Genomic DNA, 26,882 nt, shown 5'->3' on the forward strand with positions numbered 1-26,882 from the left:
AATTAACGTACCTTCAACGTGGCTAAACCAATCAAAACAAGCATCAAGGTAATGATCCAAAATCGAACAATCACGCGCGGCTCGGGCCAACCTTTTAACTCATAATGGTGATGGATAGGCGCCATGCGGAAAATGCGTTGGCCACGAAGCTTGTACGAACCCACTTGCAAGATCACCGACAGTGTTTCCATAACGAACACGCCGCCCATGATCACTAGCAAGAATTCTTGGCGAACCAGCACAGCAATGGTGCCTAATGCACCGCCCAGCGCAAGTGAACCCACATCGCCCATAAAGACTTGTGCTGGGTAGGTGTTAAACCACAAAAAGCCAAGACCCGCGCCGACAATCGCGGCACAAACCACCACGAGTTCGCCTGCATCTTTGATGTAAGGGATATGCAGATATTCTGCGAAGTTAACGTTGCCCGTTGCCCACGCGATAAAGGCAAAGCCACTAGCAACCATCACCGTCGGCATAATGGCAAGGCCATCTAAGCCGTCAGTAAGGTTAACGGCGTTACTGGTACCCACAATCACAAAGTAGGTAAACACCACGTAGAACAAGCCCAACTGCGGCATGACATCTTTAAAGAAAGGCACAACTAACTGAGTCGCAGCAGTATCTTTTCCGTAAGCATAGAGCGCAAATGCCACGACCAATGCGATAGCGGATTGCCAAAAATACTTCCAACGTGCGATAAGACCATCCGTGTTCTTACGTACCACTTTGCGATAATCATCAACAAAGCCAATGGCGCCATAACCCAAGGTAACAAACAATACCGCCCACACATACGGGTTGGACAAGTCGGCCCACAGCAGCACAGTGACGGTAATCGCAGTGAGGATCATCAAGCCGCCCATAGTCGGCGTTCCGCGTTTGCTGAAGTGAGATTCAGGGCCTTCGTTGCGAACCACCTGGCCAATCTGCAACATCTGCAAACGGGCGATCAAGCGCGGGCCCATCCAAAGGGAAAGCACTAAAGCGGTCAACACACTGAGAATGGCGCGAAAGGTCAGGTAATCAAATAGCCTGAAAAAGGGAATGTGCTGGGCAAGAATATCCGATAGCCAATCTAGCATGACGCGCTCTCCTCGATTGCTGCTACCACTTCTGACATTTTCATTCCGTTGGCCCCTTTGACCAAAACGGATACTTCACGTTTTGTTTTCATGAGTTCTACTACATGCGCGATCAGCGCGTCTTTATTTTCAAAATGTTGACCACCGCAACGAGCACTGATGACTTCGCTGGCTGGCCCATATGTGATCACGGTTTGAATGGAAGATTGGCTGAGATGATCAGCTACCTCTTGGTGCACGGCAGCGGAATGTTCTCCCATCTCTCCCATGTCGGCCAAGACGATAACCTTGTCTCCCGCAAAGCCATCCAGTAAATCGACCGCGGCTTTCATGGCGGCAAGGCTCGCATTGTAACTGTCGTCAATCAGACGAAGTCCCGGACGCGGAAAGCTTATCGCGCCTCGCCCCTTAACAGGCGACACGGAAGCGAGACCACGCGCCACATCATCCATGGTGACACCATCAACATTCAATGCCGCTATGGTTGCCAATATCGCGTTCGCGACATTATGTTGCCCGGGTAAATTCACAAACAAAGGGTAAACCCCCTCGTTCGTCACTAAATCAAACTCGAAACAACCGTTATCAGTTTGTCTGATGTTCTCTGCACGATAGTCAGCATTTTTATCCGCCACTGTCATGGTAAGTAACTGCTTACTTTCCAATACCGTGTCCCAGCGTTCACCACCAAAACTATCAAGGTTCACAATCGCCAACGCGTTGTCTGCCAACCCTTCAAAAATTTCGCCCTTGGCCTGAGCCACACCATCTAATGAGCCAAAGCCCTCAAGGTGCGCCGCAGCTAGGTTCGTTACCATCGCAATATCGGGTTTCACCAACTGGGTGGTGTAAGCAATTTCACCGATGTGATTCGCGCCCAGCTCAATCACCGCATAGGCGTCCGAGGGGGTTAAGCGCAACAAGGTTAATGGCACACCGATGTCGTTATTAAAATTACCCGCGGTATACAAGGTTTGTCCCTGCTGAGACAAAATCGCCGCCAGCATTTCTTTCACCGTGGTTTTGCCACAACTGCCTGTTAGTGCGATGGTTTTGACATCGCACTGAGCTTTAACCCACGCACCGAGCTGGCCCAATGCAAGCTTGGTATCTTTAACTACTAGCTGTGGTAAATCAGAATCTACATGTGTCGAGACCAACAATGCAGAAGCACCATTGGCTTTGGCAGTATCGATAAAGTCATGCGCATCGAAACGCTCACCCACCAGCGCCACAAACAGAGCGCCTTCGCCGAGTGTGCGCGTATCGGTCGATACGGCATTGATGATGACGTCTTCACCTTGTAGGTCAGCCGCTAAAACAGACTGCAACGTTTGAAGCGAAACCGGGATCATCCCTTTACCTCCAACAGATCGCGAACCGTTTCACGATCGGAATAATGAACAGTGCCAGATGCCAACACTTGGTAATCTTCATGGCCTTTCCCTGCAACAAGAATCACATCATCTTCTGATGCATTTTCAAAGGCATAGCGACAAGCCTCTGCACGGTCATGAAGAATAACAGCTTTCTCTGGCGAGGCCATGCCCTTGAGCATGTCTGCCACGATGCTTTCAGGAGATTCCGAGCGAGGGTTGTCGTCTGTTAAAATGGCGACATCGGCGAGACGTTCTGCAATCTCAGCCATCATTGGGCGTTTGCCCGTATCTCTGTCACCACCACAACCAAACAGACACCACAACTTACCGTCACAGTGGCGGCGCAGTGCAAGGAGTGCTTTTTCTAGTGCGTCGGGCGTATGAGCATAATCAACCACTAACATGGGTTTGTCAGCGCGATGAAAAACTTCCATTCGACCGATAACGGCTTGAAGTTGGGAAGCAACAGCCAACAGCGCGGATTTTTCATTCCCGAGCCCCAACAATGTCGCCAAGCTCAGAAGCAAGTTCATCACATTGAATTCACCCACCAATGGCGCGGTGAATTCTCCCTCTCCCCATGATGAGGAGAAAGCGATAGTGACACCACTGGTTGCGTAGGTGACATCCGTCAACCAGAGCTTTTTACCTTGATGAGCACTCACTGCGTGTTCTGACATAGAAACAGCTACAGCTTCAGGCATGCTTTTCACCCAACCCGCGCCAATAGGATCGTCCACATTAATCACAGGAACTGGCGAGCCATAGTAGGTAAACAACCGCTGCTTAGCTTCAGCATAGGCTTCCATGGTGCCATGATAATCAAGGTGATCGCGGCTGAGGTTGGTGAAGATCGCAGCATCAAAAGAGACCGCTTTCACGCGATCTTGAACTAAACCATGCGAAGACACTTCCATCGCCACATGGGTCGCGCCTTGATCTTTAAACTGGGCTAATTGGTGTTGGATATCCAGCGCACTTCCCGTGGTATTTGGCGCGGCTTCGAGTGACGAAAGAAAGCCATTACCCGTGGTTCCCATCACCGCTGCTCTTCCACCCAATAAATCAATCCATTGGGCTATTAACTGGCTTACCGTCGTTTTACCGTTTGTGCCTGTGATTCCGATCGTCGTCATCGCAAGGCTGGGGGTTTGATAAAAACGAGAAGCGATATCTGACAAGGTTGATTTTAGGTGGGGGAAAGCCACCACAGGCACATCCGCATGAAGCGACACACCAAACTGACCGCTGGTATCACCTTCATCCGCAATAATGGCTACCGCACCCGCGGCAATGGCATCGGGGATATAACGACGTGCGTCCAAGCTATGCCCTTGAACGGCAACAAACACATCGCCACGAACTATCTGGCGATTGTCCAGTTTCAAACCGGAGATTTTGATATCTGGCGCTGATTCAAACCACGGCGCCAAGAGTTCTTTAAAGCTGGTATTCGGCATCAGTTTTGCCTGTCCGTTTTAGCAATCTGTAACGAGGGTTGCTGAGCGTCCGGTGCAATATTTAATATCTGCAACGCGCTCTTCATTACGTCTGAAAACACAGGGGCCGCAACCTGACCACCGTAATATTTGTCGCCTTGCGGTTCATTGATCACGACCACGATAGCGATACGAGGATTGCTGATGGGAGCGATCCCCGCTGTATAACCAATATATTCATCACCATAGCCGCCTGCGACAGCCACTTTGGCGGTACCCGTTTTAGCGCCGACCCGATAACCGTCCACCGCCGCTCTTCTCGCACTGCCACCTTCTTGGGTAACCGCTTCAAGCATGTCCAACACCTTGCGCGTGTTTTCACGAGAGGCAACTTGCTTGCCCGGCACAACCGCTTCGGTTTTCAATATCGACAACGGGCGATTCACACCTAATCCACCAAGGACGGCATAGGCGCGTACCAATTGTGCGGGGGTAATAGATAATCCGTAACCAAACGAAAGCGTCGCACGCTCAAAATCAGACCAACGACGGCGGTTAGGGTACAAGCCGAACGACTCACCAATCAGGTTCACGCCAGTGGCATCACCAATACCAAAACTACTGTAAAGGCCAAGCAAGGCTTCAACAGGCATAGAAAGAGAGAGTTTACTGACACCGATATTACTGGATTTTTGAAGGATTTTTCGAAGGTCAGCCTTACCGGCTTTCGACACGTCACGCACTCGCGCTCCACCAATGGACATCACGCCATTGCCGGTATCAATGATAGTGTTTTCATCAGCAACGCCATTCTCAAGCGCAGCCAACACCACCAAAGGTTTGATGGTTGAACCCGGTTCAAAAACGTCGGTGATAGCGCGGTTACGCATTTTGAAGCTTTTGAGATCAGCGCGATTATTAGGGTTGTATGACGGCGCATTGACCATGGCCAGCACTTCGCCTGTGCGAACATCCACCATGACTAACGACCCCGATGTCGCTCGGTAGTCTGCAACGGCCTGCTTGATGGCGCGATAGGAAATGGCTTGAAGACGTTGATCGATACTCAACTGCAGCGGCTTGCCTTCTTCTTTGGCTTCCAAAGAAATGTTTTCTACGACGCGACCGTATCTGTCTTTGCGCACAGTACGACGGCCAGGTTCACCGCTCAGCCAACCATCATAGCCACGCTCGATACCTTCTAAGCCGCGACCATCGATACCCGTCACACCAACCAAATGGGAGCTCACTTCACCCGCGGGGTAAAATCGGCGTGATTCATCGTTCATGCCAATGCCTGGCAACTTTAGACCAGCTACATAGTTGGCGACAGCGGGGCCAACTTGACGTTGCAGGTAAATAAAACGCTTTTTACGGTTTTTTTCGATGCGAGTGAGCATTTCCTCGCGATCTAGCCCGAGAACATCGGCTAGCGCATACCAGCGGTCTTTTTCTTTCAAACCGCCGTTTTTGAATACTGTGACAGGATCAACATAGACCGCTTCAACAGGCACACTTACTGCCAGAGATTCATCATTTCTGTCGGTGATCATACCGCGGGATGAGTGTAGAGCTTTGACGCGAACAGAACGCAAATCGCCTTCATAACGAAGGCGATCTGGCTCTATCACTTGAATATAGGCAGCACGAGATATCAGAGCGACCAAAGCAAAGGAAATACACACGCAAACCGTCACGAAACGCCACTTAATCAGTGTTGGCGCTGGCTTCTTGGCGCGTTGATTCGTTGGTTTGGCTTTTCCCTTAAACACTATTGACTCACTATGATTTCACGTCTGCTATCAGGACGAATCATGTCCTGATCATTCCGCGCCATGGATTCGACACGGCTATGTTCCGATAACGCATGTTCTTCGAGGATCTGGTTTCGCCATTCCACCTCGAGCCTTTCTCGCTCCATCAATAATCGATCTTGATGAGCAATTTCAGTGCGTGTTTTTTGCGTAACATACACCACAGATAACGCTGAAAGCAGCACCAGTACCAGCAACACCAATGGCACCTTACCCACAGTGGTAAGGTCATGAAATATTTGCTTAGTCAGACCCGGTGCGCGTTCCATTAGTCACCCAATTTTTCAGCGACACGCAACACTGAACTGCGAGAACGTGTGTTGTCTGACACTTCACCATCGCTTGGCTTCAGCGCTTTACCAACAGGCTTCATTTTTGCACTGCCCAGCGCACGGATTTGATCTTCCGTCAGCGGCAATCCATGAGGCACGGCTGGCCCTTTGCTTTGCTTACGAATGAATTGCTTCACCAGACGGTCTTCCAGCGAATGGAAGCTAATTACCGACAAACGCCCTTCTGGCGCCAGCACGTTCAATGCACCTTGCAGCGCGGTTTCGATTTCATCCAACTCACTGTTGATGTAAATACGAATGGCTTGGAAGCTGCGCGTAGCTGGGTGTTTTTTTCTGTCTCGCGATGGCGCAACATTGGCAATCAGTTTTGCCAATTGTAATGTGCGGGTCAGTGGCTCTTTTTCTTCATCTTCACGATGTTCAACAATGGCACGAGCTATACGCTTAGCGAAACGCTCTTCACCAAAGACTTTAAGCACCCACGCAATATCATCGGCGTCAGCTTCTTGAAGCCATTGCGCTGCAGATAAACCTGAGGTTGGATCCATGCGCATGTCCAACGGGCCGTCACGCATAAAGCTGAAACCACGCTCCGCGTCATCAAGCTGAGGCGAAGACACGCCTAGGTCGAATAAGATACCGTTGATCTGGCCACTTAAACCTAGCTCTTCAACATATTGCTGAATACCAGAGAAAGGACCTTGAATGATATTGAAACGCGGATCGTCAATGTTGCCTGCTTCAGCAATCGCCTGTGGATCGCGGTCGATACTGTAAAGACGGGCATTCTCATCAAGACGTGACAAGATCTCGCGGGTGTGACCACCACGTCCGAACGTCCCATCGATATAAATACCGTTGGGCTTGAGAGCGAGGCCCTCAATGGATTCGTGGAGAAGGACGGAAATATGTGAAAACTGCTCTGACATAATCTTGGGTACCTAAAGCGAGAAATTGTTGAGCCTTTCACTCAACGCTTCCGCTGATTCGGCTTGAATTTGAATATCTTGGTCGATCTGTTCTTGCCACTTGTCGCTGTTCCACAGTTCAAACTTGTTCAACTGTCCAACTAACATGGCTTTCCCATTCAACCCCGCGTAGTCACGCAGCGTTGGGGCAATCAAAATTCGACCCTGTCCGTCCATCTCGCACTCAAACGCATGCCCGAGCAACAAACGTTGCAATCGACGCTCTGCAGGATTGAGGCTAGAAAGACGGGAAAGTTTGGCTTCAATCCGCTCCCACTCAGGGAGCGGATAAAGCAGCAGGCATGGTAACTGATGATCAATGGTGCATACAAACACGCCATCGCATAGCGCATCAAGTTCTTCTCGATATCGCTTTGGCAATGCTACCCGACCTTTTCCGTCGAGAGAAATGGCGCTCACCCCTCTCAACATGTCATTTCATTCCCTTTCCCACCAGAATAACCCACTTTATTCCACAATTTCCCACTTAGAAGTGTAAGTATCAGGCAAAAAGAAAGTCAAGCAACCCTGTTAGGCGACATGGATCACAGTTCCGCGAACCATATTTTATTTCAACAACTTGTCGTTGATTGAAGGCATGCTGTTTTTTTAACCGCACACCATACCAGTGACAATATTCGTGTTTTAGCAGACGCTAAATCAGCTTTTCCAATCTTTAAAACTAAAGAAGGCGAGCTAATGCTCGCCTTCTGGGTATTAAGTGAGTCGGCCTGTAAGCCGGGTTCTGTACCGTAAAAACGGTGGTAACCATTCGTCTAGGCCTGCAATCGCTCACAGGCTCAAGCAACCTACCCGTCCCCAACGCGGGCCGCGCCAAAGGGGACCTATTTGGTCTTGCTCCGGGTGGAGTTTACCGTGCCACGAACTGTTGCCAGTCGCGCGGTGCGCTCTTACCGCACCCTTTCACCCTTACCTGTGAATACTATAAATAGTAAACCATCGGCGGTTTGCTCTCTGTTGCACTAGTCGTAGGCTTGCGCCTCCCAGGCGTTACCTGGCACCCTGCCCTGTGGAGCCCGGACTTTCCTCCCCCCCGTCAGTCTCCCAAAGGACATCAACGAAGCAGCGGTTACCCAGCCAACTCAGGCGGCGGATTATATAGAACTCACCACCACTAATCTAGCGTTTCGTCACGACTTATTACTCTAGATTATCCAATCCCCACTTATACAGGGCATTTTTCTTCACGTTATAAAGCTCAGCAGCAATCGCGGCGGCTTTTTTCAAAGGCAATTCTTTGGCGATCAAGGTAACCGCATTGGTAGCTTCAATCGGCAAATCGTCTTTCTCTGCGCGATGGCCAGCAATCAACAATACCATTTCGCCACGAATGCGGTTGCTGTCCTCACTGAGCCATTCAACCAATTCACCTAACGGCGCACCATGAATGGTTTCGTAGGTTTTCGTCAGTTCACGAGCCAGCACCACTTGGCGCTCTGTACCTAGCACCGCCAACATGTCTTCCAACGTGTCAGTAATGCGGTGTGGCGACTCATAGAAAATCATGGTTCGAGGATCTTGGGCGATCTCAGTAAATTTATCGCGTCGACCTTTACTCTTTGGCGGCAAGAAGCCTTCAAAACTGAAGCGGTCAGATGGCAAACCTGACGCACTTAGCGCGGTAATCACCGCACATGGTCCGGGCAAAGGCACAACTTTAACACCTGCCTGACGACAACGAGTCACTAAGTGGTAACCTGGATCTGAGATCAACGGCGTGCCAGCATCCGACACCAACGCAATTGACTGACCATTGACCAGTTTTTCTATCAAGAAATCCGCTTTTTGTTGTTCATTATGGTCATGAAGCGCAAAAGTTCGGGTCGTGATACTAAAATGGGACAAAAGTCTGCCAGTGTGGCGGGTATCCTCGGCAGCAATGATGTCAACCTGCTGCAATATTTCCAGTGCACGCTGGGTGATGTCTCCCAGGTTTCCGATCGGTGTCGGCACGATATATAAAGTTGAGACGTCAACCACGGTTGAAGTTTCATCAGTCATTTGTTTCACAACCCTTCGGCGATTAATATAGAGGGCAACAAGTTACGGACAGAAGATGTTCATGCGTAAAATAACCCATAAGTGCAAAAGTGTATCACGAGTTATCTCTCCAATCGCCCTAGCATTGGCGCTTTCGGCGTGTGTAACAACGCCACCAGTAGAGCAAGGACCTCAATATGACATTACGGCGCCTGCGCGTGAGTCATCAACGTTCTACTTGCTAAAGGCTGAAACGACGACAGGTGAAGAAAAAGCAGATTGGTATTTGCTTGCTTTGAAAGCCCTTATTGCGGAGCAGCAATTTTCGCAAGCCAATGTTTTAGTGAGCCGTATTGCAAAAATGCCACTAACAAATTTGCAGCTTTCTGAGTGGCAACTTGGGCGAGCACAGCTTTTGGCACAAAATGGCAATGCTCAAGCAGCGGTAGATAGCCTCAATTTTTTGCCGACATGGCAACTGCCCTCAGTTCAACTTGAGCGTTACTACACCTTAAAAGGCGAACTCTATCAGCAAGTGGGAAATAAAGCGGGTGCAGCCCTGTCCTATGCTGAAGCATCGCCTTATCTCACTGACAGCTATGATAAGCAGCAAAACTGGAACCGAGTGTGGGATCTGTTGGTACAAATGCCGCAGTCTGATCTCAATGCCCTCACCGCCAGTGGCAACCAAACCTTGGTGGGATGGATTGAACTCGTCAATACAGTTCGTCGCTACGCTGGCCGACCTGCCCAGCAACAAGAAGCGCTGAACGAATGGCTAGCTGCGAATCCATCGCACCCCGCCAATCAGTATTTACCTGAGAATTTAGCGACATTGCAGTCGATGGAGATCACTCGCCCAGATCGTATCGGTGTGATGCTGCCGCTTAGCGATAAGTTTGCCACACAAGGTGAAGCGATCCGCAATGGCTTATTACAAGCATTGCTGGACGATAACTCGGGCAATACCGTGCCTTCAGTGATGTTTTATGACACCAATGCCATACCAATGATGGATATCGTCAATCAAATGCGCACAGATGGTATTCAGTTTGTCATTGGTCCATTGCAAAAAGACAACGTCGATGACTTTCTCACGAAAAGCGCAAATAGCATTCCTACGTTGGCATTGAATATCCCGATCAATGAAGATGGCGAAGCCAATACCTGCTTTTTTACGCTGTCACCAGAGCAAGAAGCCGAGCAAGCTGCACTGCATATTGCCCAGAACAAGCACCAATTTCCTTTGGTTATCGCCCCCGATAACCGCTTTGGTCGCCGAGTCAGTGATGCTTTCTCTAAGCAATGGGAAGCTGAAACAGGCGAGCCCGCTGAAGTCGAGTATTTTAAAAATCGCTCAGCCATGCAAAAAACCGTTAAACGTGTGTTTGGTTTAACGGAAAGCCAAGGCCGTATTCAGCAGATGAACCAATTGCTTGGCTTGGACATGGAATCAGAGCAACGCAGTCGTCGTGATGTCGACTCCGTATACTTGGTAGCGAATGCTGGCGAACTCACACTGCTTAAACCCTTCATTGAAGTCGCAATCAACCCTGATGTTAAACCGCCAAAACTCTACGCGAGTTCACGCAGCAACAACCGCGTGAATGGTGTCGGTGAAATTGGCGAACTTCGCGGGATTGAATTTAGCGATGTTCCTTTGCTTGTTGAGCCCAACGATCCTACCGCAGCGCGCTTCAACCAACTCTGGCCGGAACTCGATAACGGGATGACGCGCCTATACGCATTGGGAATGGATGCTTACGCGCTTATCGAGGCGCTACCTCAGATGCAAGCCTTACCAGAATATCGCTACGAAGGTCATTCCGGAGAACTGTCTCTCGGTGACTATTGCACAGTGAATCGCTCTGTGTCTTGGGCTGTCTTTGGAGACCAAGGGATTGTTTCAGTTAAATAAGAAACAAACTGGCGATCTCTATGAACAACAAGCCTGCCGTTTTCTGGAACGGCAAGGCTTAGTCACTCTGGATAAAAATGCCCGCTTTAAAGTGGGCGAATTAGATCTTGTGATGCGCCACGACACCTGCATCGTATTTGTAGAAGTTAAATTTCGCAAACAATCAGCTTTCGGTGGTGCAGCAGTCACTATTTCTCATCAAAAACAGCAGCGTTTGCTGAAATCCGCTTATCTCTGGCTTGCCAAACAAGGCCTTTCCGCGACACACGCTGAATTTCGCTTTGATGCTGTGGCTTTTGAAGGTGATGTAAACTCTGTAAACTGGATGAAGAATATATATTTTTAAGGGTAATCAATGCTAGACAGCATCAAAGAGAGCTTCACCGAAAGCATCCAAACTCAGATCGCAGCCGCTGAAGCACTGCCGGAGCCAATTTCAAAAGCCGCGATGGTCATGGTTCAATGCTTGCTAAATGGCAACAAGATCCTTTGTTGTGGTAATGGTGGCTCTGCAGCAAATGCCCAACACTTCGCATCATGCCTGCTCAATCGCTTTGAAACCGAGCGCCCTAGCCTACCAGCACTTGCGCTAACGGCTGACACCGTGACTTTGACAGCCGTCGCCAATGATTATCACCATGATGAGGTGTTTTCAAAGCAGGTGCGAGCATTTGGACAGGCTGGCGATGTACTTTTGGCTCTTTCCACAAGCGGAAACAGCAAAGACATTATCAAAGCGATGGAAGCCGCAGTAACCCGAGACATGACAATTGTCGCACTAACAGGTAAAGATGGCGGCGAAATGGCAGGGCTGCTCGGTGAAGTTGATGTGGAGATCCGTGTGCCATCGCAACGCACTGCGCGTATTCAAGAGGTTCACCTCGTTACCCTACATACCCTTTGTGATTTGATTGACCAATTCCTTTTCCCAACACACGGAGGGTAAACGATGAAAAAGGCACTTTTACTTGCCGCACTCTTTGGCTTAAGTGCCTGTTCGGCTATTTATGAGCAGGACACTCGAAACGCAAAAACAGAATGGGCAGACACTCAGCTATCAATGGAAGTCGCAGGGATTGCCAATAAAGCCCCCTACCAAGGCGATACGCGCATCAATGCAGTGGCTTACGATGGAAACCTACTGCTGATTGGCCAAGCGAAGACCAGCGACCTCAAGCAGTCTCTTGTCGCAAAAATACGCGAGCTTAAAGGCATAGAAACGGTCTACGACCAAATACGCATTAAAGAACCGCTGTCATTAGGCGAAGTGAGTAAAGATGCTTGGCTTACCACCAAGGTTAAATCCGCAATCATTGGCAGTAAGAAACTGAGAAACGTTAATATCAAAGTGTTGTCTGAAGATGGTGAAGTGTTCTTGCTTGGGTATGTCACACGTGAGCAAGCCAACGAGGCAACCGAGATAACGCGCAACCTAAGCGGCGTAAAGCAGGTTATTAAAGGCTTTCAATATTATGAGCAACCTTCAGCCCCCGCGGAAACTGAATAACTCAGTTTGAAAGGATAAGAAAAAAGCAGCCATTGGCTGCTTTTTTTATTTAACGACCGTCAGTGTTGGACGACCTTTGAATCTATTGTCTGGCTCTGAATCTGGTTCAACATCAGTGGATTCCTCCACCTCGACTTTCCCAGAAATATCAGCGATATTCTCGCCTTCATATTCAGTTTCAGGTTCCAGTTCAATTCGCTCAAGTTCTGCTTCATAAACAGGTTCAGGATCGAACATGGTACCCGCACCATTCTCTCGTGCATAAATTGCGAGTACAGCATAAAGCGGTACCGACACGAGCATAGGTCGACCACCAAAACGCGCATTGAAACAAACTTCATCATTACCCAGATCAAGATTGCCAACCGCCCTTGGCGCAACGTTTAGAACTATTTGACCATCCTGAACATACTCAAGCGGCACATTCACGTAGGGCAACGTCGCATCAACCACTAAGTGTGGCGTCAGATCGTTTTCAATTAACCAGTCGTAAAACGCCCGTAATAAATACGGGCGACGAGGCTTCAATGTCTCTTCAGTCATTACTGGGCCAGACGCATCTCGCGCTCAGCTTCAGTCAAGGAAGCCAAGAATGAATCACGTTCAAAAACGCGAGCCATGTAAGTCTTCACTTCTTTCGAACCCGGACCACTTAGCTCGATACCCATCACTGGCAAACGCCATAGCAAAGGTGCCAAGTAGCAATCTACCAAGCTAAACTCTTCGCTCATAAAGAATGGGTACTCTGCAAATACAGGTGCCAGAGCAAGCAACTCTTCACGCAGCTGACGGCGAGCCTTATCAGCTTCTTCAGCATTGCCTTTCTCGACTTTCTCAGCCAAGGTGTACCAGTTACGCTCGATACGATACATCATCAGGCGACTGTTACCACGAGCAACAGGGTAAACCGGCATTAGCGGCGGGTGAGGGAAACGCTCATCCAGGTATTCCATGATGATATTGGCGTTATACAATGCCAATTCACGGTCAACTAAAGTCGGTACCGAGTTGTACGGATTCAGATCAAGTAAATCCTCTGGTAGGTTAGTAGGATCAACAAGCTCAATCTCGTAGGTTACACCTTTCTCAGCAAGAACGATGCGAACCTGATGGCTATACATGTCTGATGCGTCAGAATACAACGTCATCACCGAGCGTTTATTGGCAGCAACAGCCATTAACCCCTCCAGAATGTTTCATCTATAGAAAAAACAATGGGAGCACCTGCTCCCATTGTGGATCAGCAACTCACTAGATTAACCGATCAGTGAACGTCACGCCAATACTCTTTCTTGAGCAATATGGTCAAGATAAGCAAAACGACAAGGAAGCCAATGACCCAGTAGCCCATCTGCTGACGTTCCAGTTTATTCGGCTCGCCCGAATATTCGAGGAAGTTCACCAAATCACGAACAGCATCATCATACTCTTCAGGACTCAGCTCGCCATTACCCAGTGATTCGATACCAACAAACTCTTCAACTTGCTGGCCATCTATCAATACAGATTTGTACTGCTTAACCGGTGTGCCTTGAAGCTCTTCAAGTACGTGTGGCATACCAACGCTCGGGAATACCGTGTTGTTTACGCCAAATGGACGAGAGGGATCTTCATAAAAAGAACGAAGGTAGGTATAGATCCAATCCGTGCCGCGAACTCGCGCCACAAGTGTTAGATCAGGCGCTGGACCACCAAAGAAGGTCGCTGCGTCATCGACAGTGATTGCATTCTTAACCAAGTCACCGATTTTTGCGTTTTCATCAAAAACCAGATTCGCCATCATCAGATCTTTTGGAATATCAAGATCATCAGCAATACGCTCATAGCGCTGATACTGAGTTGCATGACAACCAAAACAGTAGTTCATGAACAACTTAGCACCGTTTTGTAGTGATGCTTTGTCTGACAAATCATTGTTTGCCGCATCCAGCGGAACGCTCGACCCTGCCGCCATCGCGAGAGAAGGCAACAGCGCGAACAACATTACAATCCACTTCTTCATTAGTAGTTCACCCTCTCCGGTAATGGTTTTGTTGCTTCATTCTTGCTGTAGACAAACAGCAGAACAAAGAACATGAAGTAACCAAAGCTAAAGATCTGAGCCAGCAGCGTATACAGGCTAGTTGCAGGCAACGTACCCAACACACCCAAAGCAATGAAGGAGATAACGAACTGAACAATGTTCGCTAAGTGCAATTTGCTGCGGTAGCGGTAAGAGCGCACTTTACAGCGATCCAACCAAGGCAGAACAAACAACACAGCGATGGACAAGCCCATGAGAACAACACCGGTTAACTTATCAGGAACCGCACGCAAGATGGCGTAGAACGGTGTGAAGTACCATACCGGCGCAATGTGATCAGGTGTCTTGATCGGGTTTGCCGCTTCAAAGTTAGGTGGCTCAAGGAAATAGCCGCCCATTTCTGGATTGAAGAAGATGACGTAAGCAAACAAAATACCAAAACCAGCAACACCGATGAGATCCTTCACTGTTCCATACGGATGGAAAGGAACGGAATCAATGATGTCGTATTTCTTGGTGTAGTACTTATGGAACGCGAACTGTGTCTCGTAGCCTTCGCCTTTTTCACCCTTAGGCAATTTGGTTTCAATACCGTCAGGGTTATTTGAGCCAACTTCGTGTAGTGCAAGGATGTGCAAAACAACCAGCAACAAAATCACAATTGGCAATGCTACAACATGCAGGGCAAAGAAACGGTTTAGCGTTGCACCAGAAAGGACAAAGTCACCACGAATCCATAGTGTTAAGTCGTCACCAATGACTGGAATTGCACCAAACAATGAAATGATAACCTGCGCACCCCAGTAAGACATCTGTCCCCACGGTAGCAAGTAACCCATGAAAGCTTCAGCCATCAGCGCTAAGAAGATCAGCATGCCGAATACCCACAGCAGCTCACGAGGCTTTTGGTAAGAACCATAAATGAGACCGCGGAACATATGGAGGTATATCACGACGAAAAACGCAGATGCACCCGTCGAGTGCATATAACGTAGTAGCCAGCCATATTCGACATCACGCATGATGTATTCAATTGACGCAAAAGCTCCTTCCGCAGAAGGGTTGTAGCTCATGGTCAGCCAGATGCCTGTTAGTAGCTGGTTGACTAGTACCAGCATGGCAAGCGAGCCAAACAGGTACCAGAAGTTAAAGTTTTTCGGCATTGGGTATTCAGACAAATGCTTTTTATAAGCATTCATCACAGGCAGGCGTTTCTCGAACCAATTAAGCAAGTTTTCCATTACGCTGCTCCCTCATCGGCACCCACCAGAATACGCTTATCATTCAAATAAGTATAAGGCGGAACAACCAGATTAAGTGGTGCTGGTACACTCTGGAATACACGCCCCGCCATATCGAACTTCGAACCGTGACACGGACAGAAGAACCCAGATGTGACGCCCTCAACCTGTTCCCCAAAACTGTCTGGCAGATACGTTGGGGAGCAACCAAGATGCGTGCACAAACCCACAGCAACAAAAAGCTCAGGCTTTATGGAGCGGTAAGCGTTTTTAATATACTCAGGCTGCTGTGGTTCAAGAGACTCAGGATCGCGAAGCTTGTCGCCGATCTCATTCAATTGCTGTAAAGCAAGTTCGCTACGACGAACAATCCATACAGGCTTACCCTGCCAAATCACCCTGATTAATTGGCCTTCCTCAATTTTACTAATATCGACTTCGACCGGGGCTCCGGCAGCCTTTGCTTTGGCGCTAGGGTTCCAAGACTTAATAAAAGGTACAGCGACTGCTGCTGCACCCACACCACCAACCACAGCGGTTGATAGAGTCAGGAAACGGCGTCGGCCGGAATTAACTGGCGCATTGCTCATCCAACATTCTCCCATGTGCTCCCGCATGGATTTTTATAACTGTCCTTATGCGTCCCTGGAGCGTACGGCTAACTCAAAAAAATATTTATTACGTAGACGGCCTATTGATTATCTAAAGATAGCACAGGCATACGTGGCTTAAATGATAAGGAAAACCCCACTTTTTGACAAGATAAAGCTACTTTTTTGTAACAAATGTGAGGTATGCACCGTTTTTTTAACTAACTGCTAAAAAAGAAAAAATTCAGGGAAATATCAATATAAGGAAAGATGGAATAGAGGGAGAGATTGGGTGTATTGATCGGTGTAATGATTTGAATTTAGATAATAAAAAGCCTGGCAATAAGCCAGGCTTTTTGATCCATAGTTCCCGAATAGAATTCGGAAGCGAATTAACGCTTAGAGAACTGTGGACGACGACGTGCTTTACGTAGACCAACTTTCTTACGTTCAACCTTACGCGCGTCACGAGTGACGAAGCCAGCTGCACGAAGAGCAGGACGAAGAGTCTCATCGTATTCCATCAGTGCACGGGTAATACCGTGACGGATAGCACCAGCTTGACCAGAAATACCACCACCAGAAACAGTGATGTAAAGGTCTAGCTTTTCAGTCATTTCAACCAGCTCAAGTGGCTGACGAACAACCATACAAGCGGTTGGGCGACCGAAGTACTGCTCCAGCTCACGCTTGTTGATTACGATGTTACCGCTGCCCGGCTTGATGAATACACGAGCTGTAGAGCTCTTGCGACGACCAGTGCCGTAGTATTGTTCTGCCATTGTAATATCCCCTTAGATGTCCAGTACTTGCGGCTGTTGTGCCGCGTGCTTGTGCTCAGCGCCCGCGTAAACTTTCAGTTTACGGAACATTGCACGACCTAGAGGACCACGTGGCAACATACCTTTAACGGCAAGTTCGATGATCATTTCTGGTTTTTTCACTTGCAGCTTATCAAAGCTGATTGACTTGATACCACCAATGTAGCCAGAGTGGCTGTAGTAGATCTTGTCAGTGAATTTCGCACCAGTTACGGTTACTTTGTCCGCATTGATAACTACGATGTAGTCACCAGTGTCAACGTGCGGAGTGTACTCCGGCTTGTGCTTACCACGCAGACGAGATGCGATCTCAGTTGCGATACGGCCCAGAGTTTTACCTTCTGCGTCTACAATATACCAGTCGCGTTTTACGCTTTCTGGTTTAGCAACGAAAGTTTTCATGCTAATAATTACCCGATAATTAAAGATTTCACTTAAGGAGCTTTCGCTCCCACTGTATAAGAGCCCATTCAGCACCCCTTCGAGTGGTGGTTCCCTCGGCCTAAGCCTTTCAACAGTAACGGTGGGTCGCAGGATTATAAGGAAGGGTGGAGAAAAAATCACCTTTTTTTAAAAAAAAGTCGCGACTTTTTCTCTTAACTTGCCAGAAAAATTCCGTCATTAAACGAGGTATCGTTACGGGAGGTGCTCTAACGCCAAATAATCATGGCTTTGCATCTCCTTCAAACGCGAACAACAGCGCTTAAATTCAAAAGTTAGCCTCCCATCGACATACAGTGATTGCAGGGGTGCTTCGGCAGAAATGATAAGTTTTACATGTCTTTCGTAAAATTCATCAACCATTGCGATAAATCGCCTTGCTGCATCATCTTTTGACGCATCCATTTGCGGCACATTCGCCAAAAGCACTGTGTGGTACAGGCGAGCTAACTCAATATAGTCAGACTGACTTCTCGGGCTGTCACACAAAGTGGAGAAATCAAACTGCACCACCCCTTCTGCTTCGCGGATCGCATGCAAATTCCGATGATTGATTTCAATGTCACGTGCCTCAAAACAAGGCTCTGTCGCCAACTGGTAAAAGTAGTCTTTCAAATTCGAGTTGGCGGAATCGTCTAGCGGATAGTGGTAGATTTCTGCTTGCTCCAAAGTTCGAAGCCGATAATCCGTACCCGCATCAACATTAACAACATCACAATGTTGATTAATCAACGCGATAGCAGGAAGGAAGCGCGCGCGCTGCAAACCATTTCGATAGAGTTCATCCGGCACGATGTTCGACGTTGCGACCAAACAAATTCCACGGTCAAACAATGCTTCCATTAAGGTGCCAAGTATCATGGCATCGGTAATGTCAGAGACAAAGAATTCATCGAAACATAAGATGTGTGCTTCGTCGGCCAACTTATCCGCCACCTTCAGCAAAGGATCTTGCTGACCATCAAGCGCTTTGAGTTCATCATGGATGCGATGCATAAAGCGGTGAAAGTGCATGCGGATTTTTTTTTCAAATGGCAGACTTTCAAAGAAAGTATCAACAAGATAAGTCTTCCCTCGACCTACACCTCCCCAGAAATATAGCCCCTTCTCAGGTCGGGAAACTGGCTCTGCCTTTTTGAAAAAAGACGTTAAGAAACTTGGCTTTGATGTGGGCGTATTGGCGCGCTTTATCAGACGATGATACAAATCATCAAGCATCATCACTGCATGCTTCTGAGATGCATCTTCATAAAAATCTGGGCGCAGTAAATCATTTTTGTATTGTTCTAAAGGTGTCATTCCCTGAACCTAACGTATGCAAGTGACAATAAAGTTGTTCTCAAAATCAATAGTACCACGCGTAACTTTTGCCATGTATAGTAAAACTAGAGCATTAAGGGGTATGCCATTTCCTAATTACTCACCGCATGACGGAGAGAATTGCTTTAAGTCCAACCTGTTATAAAAAGTTAAGGAGCACTTATGGCTTGGATCAATACACTTGTTTTTGTGATCATCGGCGTTGTCATTGGCTTCATCATCGCCCGTTTGACCATGCGCGAAAACACGCAACAAAAAGATTTGAAAAAAGAACTCGATAAATCTCGCTATGAGCTGGAACAGTATCGCCAGGAGCTAGTTGACCACTTTGCGCAAAGTGCTGAACTGCTCGACAACATTTCACGCGACTACAGTAAGCTGTACCAACACATGGCGACGACGTCTTCAGAACTAATGCCGAACTTGCCGGATCAAGATAATCCATTTGCAAAGCGTATTAGCAAACTGTCAGAAGTCACCGAAGACAATGACACGGCGCAAGGTCCACCTAGAGACTACTCTGACGGCGCATCAGGCTTGCTCAAAGATGCAGAGAAAACGAGCAAGGCGAGCTAAGTAGATCACAGATTTACTCACTCAGAGCATTGAACTTTTTTGAACCACCCCCACTCTTAAAACGTACCTATTGAGGGGAGTGTGTATATGAAAAAAAAATCTTTGCTTACATTAAGTGCGCTTTCGTTAGCGCTCAGTACGACGTTCACAACCTTACCAGCCACGGCTGCACTACCCGCTGCCGTTGCTGGTGAGACTCTACCCAGCCTCGCGCCTATGCTTGAAACTGTCAGCCCTGCTGTTGTCAGTATTTCGGTAGAAGGTAGCCATGTATCAAAACAACGCATCCCTGAATCTTTCCGCTTCTTCTTTGGCCCTGAATTCGACGCAGAACAAACCCGTGAGAGACCTTTTCGCGGACTGGGATCGGGTGTCATTATTGATGCAAGTAAAGGCTACATCATCACCAATCACCATGTGATCGATGGCGCCAATAAAATTCTGGTTCAACTCCATGATGGACGCGAATACGATGCCGAACTAATTGGCAGCGATAGCATGTCAGACGTGGCGTTACTGAAACTAGAAAAGGCAGAGAATCTCACTGAAATAACTTTTTCTGACTCCGACGGCCTGCGCGTGGGCGATTTCGCTATCGCGATTGGTAACCCTTTCGGGCTAGGACAAACCGTCACCTCGGGGATCATTTCTGCGCTAGGCCGCAGCGGCCTAAATCTTGAAAACTTTGAGAACTTCATCCAAACCGACGCAGCAATAAACAGCGGCAACTCTGGTGGTGCCTTGGTCAACCTCAATGGTGAACTCATCGGTATCAATACAGCGATTCTCGGCCCGAATGGCGGAAACGTCGGTATTGGTTTCGCTATCCCCGTTAACATGGTCAAAAACCTTGCTGAACAGATTCTCGAGTTCGGTGAAGTTAAACGTGGCGTGCTTGGGGTGCAAGGTGGAGAGCTGACTTCTGAACTGGCTGAAGCGTTTGGTTATGAAACCAATCATGGTGCCTTTGTCAGCCAAGTCATTCCTGACTCTGCAGCAGAAAAAGCAGGGTTAGAAGCGGGCGACATTATCGTTTCGGTCAACGGCAAAGATATTCGTACCTTTGGCGAGTTACGCGCAAAAGTGGCGACTCTCGGTGCTGGCAAAAAAGTAAAACTCGGTATTATCCGTGACGGAAAAGATCAAACTGTCACTGCTGAGCTTAAAGAAGCAACGCTCGCAAAAGCCAATGCTGAAACACTGCATGAAGCTTTAAAAGGAGCCCGCCTAGAGAATTTCTCTGAAGGTAAGCTCAGTGGCGTGCGTGTTGCAAGCGTAGAGAAAGACTCAGTGGCTGCTCGCTATGGACTCAAAGTGGGTGATGTGATTGTTGGACTGAATCGCGACAAAGTGAAAAATCTTGGTGATTTCCGCAAGCAACTCGAAAGCAAACCTAGTGTTCTTGCTTTGAATGTTATTCGTGATGGCGCGAGCATGTACCTCGTTATTCGCTAATTTAGTCGTCATAAAACAGGAGCCTGATGTTATCAGGCTCCATGTTAACGCATCGTCAATCTCTACTCTTGTCCACATTTCAATGGTATGCTCGTCGTTTTGAATAGTGGCGATTTTGAGGAGTGGCATGCTAGCTTTTTGGGCACGTTCTGTGGTTTACGGTATCGTAGTGGCCGCCGTTTTACTGCTAACACTTCCTTCATTGCGAACCGGCCAATTGGTCACTGACGCAACCCTTGCCCAGTTTGAACCTGAGGCCTCGTTACTCTCCTACAATTACGCCGTCCGTCGTGCCTCCCCTGCCGTTGTTAATATTTATACTCGTCGCTATAGCAATGAGAACCGACTCCAGCTCAATGCCGAGGGACTAGGCTCCGGCGTGATCATGAGTGACAAGGGTTATATCGTCACTAACTACCATGTTGTTGCACGTGCAGACCAAATTATTGTCGCTCTCCAAGATGGTCGAATTAGCACAGCGCAGCTTGTTGGCAAAGATCAACGTACCGATCTTGCCGTGGTGAAAATCGATCTCGACAGCTTACCCGTCATTCCATTTAACGAAAGTTATGACCCAGCGGTCGGCGATGTGGTGCTGGCGATTGGTAACCCTTACAACCTCGGACAAACCACCACATTTGGCATTATCTCTGCGACGGGCCGCCCAGGCATGAGCTTTAATCGTCAGCAAGATTTTCTTCAAACAGATGCCGCGATTAACAAAGGAAACTCTGGTGGTGCCTTGGTCAATAGTCGCGGAGAGTTAGTCGGAATTAATACCGCCTCTTTCCAACAAGCCACAGACACCGACACCTATGGAATCTCCTTCGCCATTCCTTATTCGCTGACCGTCAAAGTGATGCAAAAACTGATTGCTGATGGACGAGTGATCCGCGGTTATATCGGGGTGGAAGGACGTGAGGTTAATCCCGTGATGGCAAGGTTGCTAGATGCGGAGCAATTACGTGGCGTGTTAGTGGCCAGCACTGAGCCTAATGGCCCCGCTGATCGCTCTGGTCTCAGGGTCAATGACTTGATCATTGAAATTGATAATCAGCCTATAGGCAGTTTCCGCAGCGCACTCGATGTCGTTGCCGACAATCGTCCAGGATCGAAAGTGCCATTCAAAGTGATCAGAGAAGGTCAGCCTATGGAGCTCATTGTCACCATTGGTGAAGAACCGACGCTTTGAGGTTCTCGCCTTAAGTAACGACAATACGGAATTGCGATAATGCAAAAAGGTCACCTCTCGGTGACCTTTTGTCGTTTAGCCTACTACAAACCTCAAATGGGTTTAATCGCTAAAACGCTCGATTTGTACGCCCAACTTTTGAAGCTTATCTTCAATATGTTCGTAGCCACGATCGATATGATAGATACGATCAACAACCGTTTCGCCGTTAGCGATGGCACCGGCAATCACAAGGCTAGCAGAAGCGCGCAGATCAGTAGCCATAACTTGAGCACCACTTAAGCCGTCACAATCGCCACAGATCACTGTGTTGCCTTCAATCTCTGCGTGTGCGCCCATACGTTGCAATTCAGGCACATGCATAAAACGATTTTCAAAAATCGTTTCCGTGATAATACCCGTTCCTTTAGCCATCAAGTTCAACAGCGTAAACTGCGCTTGCATGTCGGTCGGAAAACCAGGGTGAGGCGCGGTACGAATATTAACGGCTTTAAGCTCGCGATCTGTCATGTCGAGTGAGATCCAGTCATCGCCAGATTCCACCAGCGCGCCAGCTTCTTCCAATTTCGCCAATACAGCTTCAAGTAACTTAGGAGACGTATTGCGGCATAGGATCTTACCGCCAGAAACCGCAGCACCAACTAAGAACGTGCCCGTTTCAATGCGATCGGCAACAACTTCATGATAGCCACCACCTAGACGTTCAACACCTTCAATGGTAATTGCGTCAGTGCCAGCACCAGTGATTTTCGCACCCAGCATGTTGAGGAATTTCGCACAATCAACGATTTCAGGCTCTCGTGCAGCATTTTCTATGACTGTCGTGCCTTCCGCTAGCGTTGCAGCACACATGATGGTTACCGTGGCACCTACGCTCACTTTATCCATCACAATGTGCGCACCTTTGAGGCGACCATCAACGTGAGCTTTCACATAGCCTTCATCAAGCGTGATTGTCGCGCCGAGTTGCTCAAGTCCATGAATGTGTAAATCGACAGGACGTGCACCAATCGCACAACCACCTGGCAATGACACTTCACCTTTACCGAAACGAGCAACTAACGGACCCAACGCCCAAATCGATGCACGCATGGTTTTTACTAGGTCATAAGGTGCGCAGTATTCAGTAATATTGCTCGCATCTACATGAACAGAGCCATTACGCGATACTTTTGCGCCCAAGCGAGAAAGCAACTCCATAGAGGTGTCGATATCGCGCAATTTTGGGACATTGGCAACTTCTACTGGCTCTTCCGCCAATAGTGCAGCAAATAAAATAGGTAATGCGGCGTTTTTGGCACCAGATATTGTGACTTCACCACGAAGTGGGCCACCACCGTGAACACGGAATTTTTGCATGCTGTTCCTCGTGAACTTATAGCGGTTGCATCAGTTTCTTGTCGCGAGCCCACTCAGCAGGGGTCATCGCTTTGATGCTAAGAGCATGGATAGCGTTTGTTCTAATCTGCTCCATCAAAGGCCCGTAGATGGTTTGTTGTTTTTTGACGCGTGACATACCGTCAAAGATGTCACCGACAGCAACTACTTCAAAGTGACTTCCATCGCCTTTGACGTGAATTTCGTCCAAGGACAAGGCTTCTTCAAGCAGCGCTTTAATTTCTGTTGGTTCCACAATTATTCCCCGCGAACCGATGAGGTATCATCAGTAAAAAGACTTTCCACATTGCTCAGTTGTAACAACACCTTCAATTGTGAAGGTGTATTACTGAGTATCAGCGTTTGCTGATTCACTTTGAGCTGTTGCTGCAAATGCAACAACATTGCCATTCCGGCCGAATCTACGCGCTTGACCAAAGACAAATCCAAGGTGACATGAGAGTCGCTTGGCAGCCATTCTGCGCGCCGGCTCCAAAATGGAGGAACTGTGTCACGATCAAGCTCCCCTGACAAGCAGTAATCGCCATTTATGCGCTTTTCAAACGCAAGCTGTTCGCTCACGATTCGCTCTCTTCTTTGGTGATCGGCGCTTTCGAACGCTCAATCAATTCTTGAGCTACGGCTTCTACCCCGTTCTTGCGCAATTGACCGCTCCATTCACTCGCTTTCGTGTTCAGCATGCTGACACCTTCAACCTGAACATCAAAACCCTGCCATTCCTTAGTTTTGCGATTTTTACGCAATTTAAAATCTAAGCGAATAGGTGGTCGGGATTTATCGACAATATCCACACGCACCGAGACAACTGAACGGTTTTTAGCGATATCCTTTGGCTGCTCTACTGTCACTTCCTGATCGGTGTATTGCGTCAGGATTTGTGCATAAGACATCACCAAGTAGTCATAAAATGCTTCGGTGAATAAATCACGTTCTTCTTTGCTCGCCTTTTTGGCTTGCGGCCCAAGTACATTCAACGCAGCGTAGCGCACATTGATATACGGCATTAACTCTTCTTTGACGACATCACGCAACAGTTCAGGATTTGCCTGATACGCGTCTTTATCATCTTTCAAGCGGCTGAACGCATTGTCAGCCACACCGTCGATCAAGGTGTAAGGATTAGTGGCATCAATTGTTCGCGCCATCACGGCACTCGTCGCCATCATACTGACAACCGCTAGCACCGCTGTGATCCATTTTTTCATACTTGATTACTCCTTCGAATCCCCAACGCTATACAGGAATTGACCAATCAGATCTTCTAAGACCATTGCTGAACGTGTGTCTTCTAATAAATCACCGTCTTGCAGCAACTCAATGTCCTCATCAATAAAGCCAGGACGGATACCAATGTACTGCTCTCCCAGTAAACCGGATGTCAAAATGGAGGCCGAACTGGTTTCAGGGAAGTATCCGTATTGACGGTCGATTTCCATAATGACCGACGGCACGTAATCAGGCACAGTCAAGTTGATACTAGTAACACGACCGACAACCACGCCCCCGACTTTCACTGGCGAGCGAACTTTCAATCCGCCAATATTCTCGAACTGTGCCTCCAGACGATAATGATCGGTGCGAGAGAAACTCTTCACATCGGCCACTTGGAAGATCAACAGTAGAACCGCAACGAGCCCAACAATGACAAACGTGCCAACCCAGAATTCTGTTTTTCGATTTTGTTGCATTTAGTTAGCTCCCAAACATCAGTGCTGTGAGGATAAAATCCAATCCCAACACTGCTAAAGACGAATGCACGACAGTACGTGTTGTTGCTCGGCTGATCCCTTCTGACGTGGGGATAGCATCGTAGCCATTGAATAAGGCAATCCAGGTAACAGTAATGGCAAACACCAAACTCTTAATAAATGACTGCCCAATGTCATAACCCAGTTCGACCGATGACTGCATCACAGACCAGTAGCTTCCGTAATCAATCCCTTTCCAATCAACCCCAACGAGTTGACCACCCCAAATCCCGACAATCATAAAAATCATGGTCAGAAGCGGCATGGAGATCACGCCAGCCCAAAAGCGCGGTGCAACCACTCGACGCAGTGGGTCAACCGCCATCATTTCCAGACTCGACAGTTGCTCAGTGGTTTTCATCAACCCAATTTCAGCGGTTAACGCAGAACCTGCTCGGCCCGCAAATAACAGTGCCGTGACCACAGGACCAAGTTCACGTAGTAGAGACAACGCAACCATTTGGCCTAGGGAACTCTCAGCGCCAAAATCAGCAAGCACTAAGTAGCCTTGTAAACTCAGCACCATGCCAATAAACAAGCCCGAAACCATGATGATCGCAAGCGAACGTACGCCAACGGAATAAAGCTGGGTAACGAGCAATGGAAACATTTTTTTGGGCTGTGGCTTGCCAATCAACGCACCCAATAACACGAAGGTGGCGCGACCCATTGTTCGCGACACCGCCATCGTACGCGCACCCAGGTCTTGAACTAGGTTAACAATCACGAAAATAACTCCTGTGTGATGTCTTGGGCTGGATACCTAAATGGCACAGGGCCATCGGCATCTCCTTTAAGAAATTGACTGACTCTAGGATCAGGATTGTCACGCAGTGATTGAGGAGAACCTGACGCAATGATCTTGCCATCGGTCAGCAGATAAACGTGATCAGCGATGCTCATTACTTCCGGCACATCGTGAGAAACAACGATGGCGGTCAGTCCTAATGCTTGGTTGAGGTTTCGAATCAAGGATACCAATACACCCATAGTGATCGGGTCCTGCCCCACAAACGGCTCATCAAACATAATCAGCTCGGGATCAAGCGCAATCGCTCTTGCTAAAGCGGCTCTTCTCGCCATGCCACCGGATAAGCTGCTTGGCATCAAATCAGCAGCACCACGCAAGCCAACAGCTTCAAGTTTCAATAGCACAATGGTTTTGATTAAGGCTTCAGATAATTCGGTGTGCTCGCGCAAAGGAAAGGCAACATTATCAAACACCGTCATGTCGGTGAACAGTGCACCCGACTGAAAAAGCATACTCATGCGTTTGCGCACGTCATACAGTTTGCTGCGAGAAAGGGTGGGAATATTGTGTCCAGCAAACTCGATAGTACCGCTATCAGGTGGCAGTTGGCCGCCAATCAAACGCAGTAACGTAGTTTTTCCAATTCCCGATGGCCCCATGATGGCGGTCACTTTGCCAACAGGAACCGTCAAGCTCACGTCATCAAATATCAAGCGCTCTCCGCGAGAGAAACTCAGGCTATTGATTTCAACCAGATTATTTTTTGTCATCGATGGCCTTTGATATTAACGTCCTTGAATGTTAAACGGTGGATCATAAGGGGATCGAAAGTGCAAAACAAGCAATTGAACAGTATTCATTTGCAATTTCTCAGTAAGAAAACTGTCAATTTCCTTGATAGCCTTTGTCTTCTTATATATGC

30 protein-coding genes and 1 other RNA gene are annotated in these 26,882 nt (G+C 48.2%); 7 read left to right on the plus strand and 24 right to left on the minus strand.

Features of this window, described 5'->3' with window-relative positions; all coding sequences use genetic code 11:
* Positions 1-2: 2 nt before the first annotated feature.
* From mraY to rsmI, 9 genes are all read right to left on the minus strand, one after another.
* A complete protein-coding gene (gene mraY, locus Q365_RS0109335; protein WP_028023094.1) occupies positions 3-1,085 on the minus strand; it encodes a phospho-N-acetylmuramoyl-pentapeptide-transferase in 1,083 nt (360 codons plus the stop codon).
* Positions 1,079-2,440 (minus strand): UDP-N-acetylmuramoyl-tripeptide--D-alanyl-D-alanine ligase, encoded by a 1,362-nt coding sequence (locus Q365_RS0109340; protein WP_028023095.1) that lies wholly within the window; start codon positions 2,438-2,440, stop codon positions 1,079-1,081. Before Q365_RS0109340 ends, mraY begins: the two co-directional genes overlap by 7 nt.
* Positions 2,437-3,924 carry a UDP-N-acetylmuramoyl-L-alanyl-D-glutamate--2,6-diaminopimelate ligase gene (gene murE / locus Q365_RS0109345; protein ID WP_028023096.1) on the minus strand — a complete coding sequence of 496 codons (1,488 nt, stop codon included), beginning with the start codon at positions 3,922-3,924 and terminating at the stop codon, positions 2,437-2,439. Before murE ends, Q365_RS0109340 begins: the two co-directional genes overlap by 4 nt.
* Entirely contained in the window at positions 3,924-5,675 is a 1,752-nt protein-coding gene (locus tag Q365_RS0109350; RefSeq protein WP_028023097.1) for a penicillin-binding transpeptidase domain-containing protein, read from the minus strand. The genes murE and Q365_RS0109350 overlap by 1 nt, the downstream gene beginning before the upstream one ends.
* Positions 5,675-5,986, minus strand: a complete 312-nt coding sequence (gene ftsL / locus Q365_RS0109355) for a cell division protein FtsL (protein ID WP_028023098.1) — start codon at positions 5,984-5,986, stop codon at positions 5,675-5,677. Before ftsL ends, Q365_RS0109350 begins: the two co-directional genes overlap by 1 nt.
* Positions 5,986-6,939, minus strand: coding sequence for a 16S rRNA (cytosine(1402)-N(4))-methyltransferase RsmH (gene rsmH, locus Q365_RS0109360; RefSeq protein ID WP_028023099.1), 954 nt, complete (start codon positions 6,937-6,939; stop codon positions 5,986-5,988). Before rsmH ends, ftsL begins: the two co-directional genes overlap by 1 nt.
* Before the next feature lie 12 nt (positions 6,940-6,951).
* Positions 6,952-7,410: a division/cell wall cluster transcriptional repressor MraZ gene (gene mraZ / locus Q365_RS0109365; protein WP_028023100.1), complete on the minus strand. Its 459-nt coding sequence runs from the start codon at positions 7,408-7,410 to the stop codon at positions 6,952-6,954.
* Positions 7,411-7,696: 286 nt separating this feature from the next.
* Positions 7,697-8,084, minus strand: an RNA gene (gene rnpB, locus Q365_RS26110) — RNase P RNA component class A.
* A gap of 55 nt (positions 8,085-8,139) precedes the next feature.
* Positions 8,140-9,000 carry a 16S rRNA (cytidine(1402)-2'-O)-methyltransferase gene (gene rsmI, locus Q365_RS0109370; RefSeq protein ID WP_028023101.1) on the minus strand — a complete coding sequence of 287 codons (861 nt, stop codon included), beginning with the start codon at positions 8,998-9,000 and terminating at the stop codon, positions 8,140-8,142.
* A gap of 55 nt (positions 9,001-9,055) precedes the next feature.
* Here rsmI and Q365_RS0109375 point away from each other — a divergent pair, with 55 nt between their 5' ends.
* Genes Q365_RS0109375 through Q365_RS0109390 form a run of 4 tightly spaced genes read left to right on the plus strand, consistent with a single transcriptional unit; the run spans position 9,056 to position 12,404 of the window.
* Positions 9,056-10,897 carry a penicillin-binding protein activator gene (locus Q365_RS0109375; RefSeq protein ID WP_028023102.1) on the plus strand — a complete coding sequence of 614 codons (1,842 nt, stop codon included), beginning with the start codon at positions 9,056-9,058 and terminating at the stop codon, positions 10,895-10,897.
* Positions 10,881-11,243, plus strand: coding sequence for a YraN family protein (locus Q365_RS0109380; RefSeq protein ID WP_028023103.1), 363 nt, complete (start codon positions 10,881-10,883; stop codon positions 11,241-11,243). Before Q365_RS0109375 ends, Q365_RS0109380 begins: the two co-directional genes overlap by 17 nt.
* A 9-nt stretch (positions 11,244-11,252) precedes the next feature.
* Positions 11,253-11,843 (plus strand): phosphoheptose isomerase, encoded by a 591-nt coding sequence (locus tag Q365_RS0109385; RefSeq protein ID WP_028023104.1) that lies wholly within the window; start codon positions 11,253-11,255, stop codon positions 11,841-11,843.
* Between the two features lie 3 nt (positions 11,844-11,846).
* Positions 11,847-12,404 (plus strand): BON domain-containing protein, encoded by a 558-nt coding sequence (locus Q365_RS0109390; RefSeq protein WP_028023105.1) that lies wholly within the window; start codon positions 11,847-11,849, stop codon positions 12,402-12,404.
* 45 nt (positions 12,405-12,449) lie between these two features.
* Here the strand turns inward: Q365_RS0109390 and sspB are convergent, their stop codons facing one another.
* From sspB to zapE, 8 genes are all read right to left on the minus strand, one after another.
* On the minus strand, positions 12,450-12,947 hold the full coding sequence (gene sspB / locus Q365_RS0109395; RefSeq protein ID WP_028023106.1) for a ClpXP protease specificity-enhancing factor: 498 nt from the start codon (positions 12,945-12,947) through the stop codon (positions 12,450-12,452).
* Positions 12,947-13,582, minus strand: a complete 636-nt coding sequence (gene sspA, locus Q365_RS0109400; protein ID WP_028023107.1) for a stringent starvation protein SspA — start codon at positions 13,580-13,582, stop codon at positions 12,947-12,949. The genes sspB and sspA overlap by 1 nt, the downstream gene beginning before the upstream one ends.
* Positions 13,583-13,668: 86 nt before the next feature.
* Positions 13,669-14,406 carry a cytochrome c1 gene (locus Q365_RS0109405; RefSeq protein WP_028023108.1) on the minus strand — a complete coding sequence of 246 codons (738 nt, stop codon included), beginning with the start codon at positions 14,404-14,406 and terminating at the stop codon, positions 13,669-13,671.
* Positions 14,406-15,668, minus strand: a complete 1,263-nt coding sequence (locus Q365_RS0109410; RefSeq protein WP_028023109.1) for a cytochrome b — start codon at positions 15,666-15,668, stop codon at positions 14,406-14,408. Before Q365_RS0109410 ends, Q365_RS0109405 begins: the two co-directional genes overlap by 1 nt.
* Positions 15,668-16,258, minus strand: coding sequence for a ubiquinol-cytochrome c reductase iron-sulfur subunit (petA, locus tag Q365_RS0109415; RefSeq protein WP_028023110.1), 591 nt, complete (start codon positions 16,256-16,258; stop codon positions 15,668-15,670). Before petA ends, Q365_RS0109410 begins: the two co-directional genes overlap by 1 nt.
* A gap of 392 nt (positions 16,259-16,650) precedes the next feature.
* Positions 16,651-17,040 carry a 30S ribosomal protein S9 gene (rpsI, locus tag Q365_RS0109420; protein ID WP_028023111.1) on the minus strand — a complete coding sequence of 130 codons (390 nt, stop codon included), beginning with the start codon at positions 17,038-17,040 and terminating at the stop codon, positions 16,651-16,653.
* Positions 17,041-17,052: 12 nt separating this feature from the next.
* A complete protein-coding gene (gene rplM / locus Q365_RS0109425; RefSeq protein WP_016960771.1) occupies positions 17,053-17,481 on the minus strand; it encodes a 50S ribosomal protein L13 in 429 nt (142 codons plus the stop codon).
* A 234-nt stretch (positions 17,482-17,715) separates the two neighbouring features.
* Positions 17,716-18,819, minus strand: a complete 1,104-nt coding sequence (zapE, locus tag Q365_RS0109430; RefSeq protein ID WP_028023112.1) for a cell division protein ZapE — start codon at positions 18,817-18,819, stop codon at positions 17,716-17,718.
* A gap of 183 nt (positions 18,820-19,002) precedes the next feature.
* Here zapE and zapG point away from each other — a divergent pair, with 183 nt between their 5' ends.
* From zapG to degS, 3 genes are all read left to right on the plus strand, one after another.
* The gene (gene zapG, locus Q365_RS0109435) at positions 19,003-19,416 is read left to right on the plus strand and encodes a Z-ring associated protein ZapG (RefSeq protein ID WP_028023113.1); all 414 of its coding nucleotides are present in this window, start codon (positions 19,003-19,005) and stop codon (positions 19,414-19,416) included.
* An 87-nt stretch (positions 19,417-19,503) separates the two neighbouring features.
* The gene (locus tag Q365_RS0109440; protein ID WP_028023114.1) at positions 19,504-20,871 is read left to right on the plus strand and encodes a Do family serine endopeptidase; all 1,368 of its coding nucleotides are present in this window, start codon (positions 19,504-19,506) and stop codon (positions 20,869-20,871) included.
* Positions 20,872-20,998: 127 nt separating this feature from the next.
* Positions 20,999-22,063 carry an outer membrane-stress sensor serine endopeptidase DegS gene (degS, locus tag Q365_RS0109445; RefSeq protein ID WP_028023115.1) on the plus strand — a complete coding sequence of 355 codons (1,065 nt, stop codon included), beginning with the start codon at positions 20,999-21,001 and terminating at the stop codon, positions 22,061-22,063.
* A gap of 102 nt (positions 22,064-22,165) precedes the next feature.
* Here degS and murA read toward each other — a convergent pair whose 3' ends face one another.
* The 7 genes from murA to mlaF are packed head-to-tail and all read right to left on the minus strand — an operon-like array spanning position 22,166 to position 26,730.
* Entirely contained in the window at positions 22,166-23,422 is a 1,257-nt protein-coding gene (murA, locus tag Q365_RS0109450; RefSeq protein WP_028023116.1) for a UDP-N-acetylglucosamine 1-carboxyvinyltransferase, read from the minus strand.
* A gap of 16 nt (positions 23,423-23,438) precedes the next feature.
* Positions 23,439-23,696, minus strand: coding sequence for a BolA family iron metabolism protein IbaG (gene ibaG / locus Q365_RS0109455; RefSeq protein ID WP_035024730.1), 258 nt, complete (start codon positions 23,694-23,696; stop codon positions 23,439-23,441).
* Between the two features lie 2 nt (positions 23,697-23,698).
* On the minus strand, positions 23,699-24,022 hold the full coding sequence (locus Q365_RS0109460; RefSeq protein WP_028023118.1) for an STAS domain-containing protein: 324 nt from the start codon (positions 24,020-24,022) through the stop codon (positions 23,699-23,701).
* Positions 24,019-24,666 (minus strand): phospholipid-binding protein MlaC, encoded by a 648-nt coding sequence (gene mlaC, locus Q365_RS0109465; protein ID WP_028023119.1) that lies wholly within the window; start codon positions 24,664-24,666, stop codon positions 24,019-24,021. Before mlaC ends, Q365_RS0109460 begins: the two co-directional genes overlap by 4 nt.
* Before the next feature lie 6 nt (positions 24,667-24,672).
* A complete protein-coding gene (gene mlaD / locus Q365_RS0109470; protein ID WP_028023120.1) occupies positions 24,673-25,149 on the minus strand; it encodes an outer membrane lipid asymmetry maintenance protein MlaD in 477 nt (158 codons plus the stop codon).
* A gap of 4 nt (positions 25,150-25,153) precedes the next feature.
* Positions 25,154-25,936, minus strand: a complete 783-nt coding sequence (mlaE, locus tag Q365_RS0109475; RefSeq protein WP_028023121.1) for a lipid asymmetry maintenance ABC transporter permease subunit MlaE — start codon at positions 25,934-25,936, stop codon at positions 25,154-25,156.
* The gene (gene mlaF, locus Q365_RS0109480) at positions 25,933-26,730 is read right to left on the minus strand and encodes a phospholipid ABC transporter ATP-binding protein MlaF (RefSeq protein WP_028023122.1); all 798 of its coding nucleotides are present in this window, start codon (positions 26,728-26,730) and stop codon (positions 25,933-25,935) included. The genes mlaE and mlaF overlap by 4 nt, the downstream gene beginning before the upstream one ends.
* Positions 26,731-26,882 lie beyond the last annotated feature (152 nt).

The organism is Enterovibrio calviensis DSM 14347 (assembly GCF_000621165.1).
Taxonomy (GTDB): Bacteria; Pseudomonadota; Gammaproteobacteria; order Enterobacterales; family Vibrionaceae; genus Enterovibrio; species Enterovibrio calviensis.